This window comes from Acinetobacter minutum, from assembly GCF_035916735.1.
In the GTDB taxonomy this organism is placed as follows: Bacteria; Pseudomonadota; Gammaproteobacteria; order Pseudomonadales; family Moraxellaceae; genus Acinetobacter.
In genome coordinates this window covers 1-1,482 of the sequence record NZ_JAQIHG010000063.1, presented here as the reverse complement: position 1 = coordinate 1,482, position 1,482 = coordinate 1, and the positions used below count along the sequence as shown (strand labels likewise).

The window sequence follows — 1,482 nt, the reverse complement described above, 5'->3', positions numbered from 1 at the left end:
TGTAAGCCCAAAGTAGAAATGTCCGGTTTCTCCAAAGTAAAAATGTCCGCTTTTAGAATACGCGTTTTTGCGATTTTCTTAGCGGACGGTTTGTTATGTTGGTGTCTATGTCGGATAAAGAACTTAAACGATTGTCGGTCTTGCAAGAAATCTGCGATCAACGCATAACTCAATCCCAGGCTGCTCAGCTACTTCACATTTCAGAACGTCAGATCAGGCGTTTATTGCAAAAATACAAAGCTCAAGGTCCAGCTGCATTAGCCCATGCTGCACGTGGCCAAACTAGCAATTCTAAGCTTCCTGAAGAACTCAGGCTCAAGTGCCTCAATATGATTGCTGAGCAATTCCATGGTTTCGGACCCACTTTAGCGCATGAAAAGCTCACCACTGTTCATGGATTCGATATTTCAGTGGAAACACTCCGTTCCTGGATGATTGCAGCCGATCTGTGGATTCCTCGCGCCAAGCGCCTGAAACGCCCGTATCAGCCTCGTTATAACCGGGATTGTTATGGCGAACTGATCCAAATTGATGGCTCACATCATGACTGGTTTGAAGGACGCGCTGCTAAATGCTGTCTACTGGTATTTATCGATGATGCCACAGGCAAATTGCAGCATTTACGCTTCTGTGAGTCGGAATCAGCCTTTGACTATATGATCTCAACGCGTTTATATGTCGAACAGCACGGTAAGCCCTTAGCGTTCTACAGCGATAAACATTCAGTCTTCAGGGTCAATCAAAGCAGCAAGAAAGACACCAAGATTACGCAATTTGGGCGTGTACTCAGTACCCTCAATATCGATATCATCTTCGCCAATTCCCCACAGGCCAAAGGCCGTGTAGAACGGGCCAATAGAACGCTTCAGGACCGTCTGATCAAAGAGATGCGTCTGGAAGGCATTTGTTCGATTGAGCAAGCGAATGTCTGGCTGCCCTGCTTTATCGAGCAATTTAATCGTAAATTTGCAAAGACGGCCTTTAACTCTAAGAATTTACACCGGACTGTCACTGAAACTGCTGAGGAGTTAGATGATATTTTTACCTGGCGTGAACCCCGCAGAGTCACGAATAGCCTAACGATTACTTATGATAAATGCGTATATCTTCTGGAAAATACAGAAGAAAATCAAAGATTGATCGGCAAGTATCTTGAGTTTCTAGAATACCCGGATGGCACGGTAGCCATTGAACATCAAGGTAGAAAAATCAATTACAGCATCTTCGACAAATTAAGTCAGCTCAACCAGCGAGAGGTCGTTGAGAACAAGCGTTTGGGTTCTGTCTTGGCGCATATCCAACAGCAGCATGAAGAATTAGAACAACAAAACAAACGCAATCGTTCTCAAAAGATGCCACGTAGACGTGCACAGAAAATAGCAATTCAAGAACGAAATCTGAATCCTGTGCTTGACTTGGAAATGTCGGTATAGGACATTTCTATTTGGTTTTAAGGTAGGACATTTCTACTTAGGAATAACA

At 43.9% G+C, this 1,482-nt stretch carries 1 protein-coding gene; it reads left to right on the top strand.

The window, feature by feature from the left end:
- Positions 1-107 precede the first annotated feature (107 nt).
- Positions 108-1,433, top strand: a complete 1,326-nt coding sequence (locus PAE54_RS12385; RefSeq protein WP_326519657.1) for an ISNCY family transposase — start codon at positions 108-110, stop codon at positions 1,431-1,433.
- Positions 1,434-1,482 lie beyond the last annotated feature (49 nt).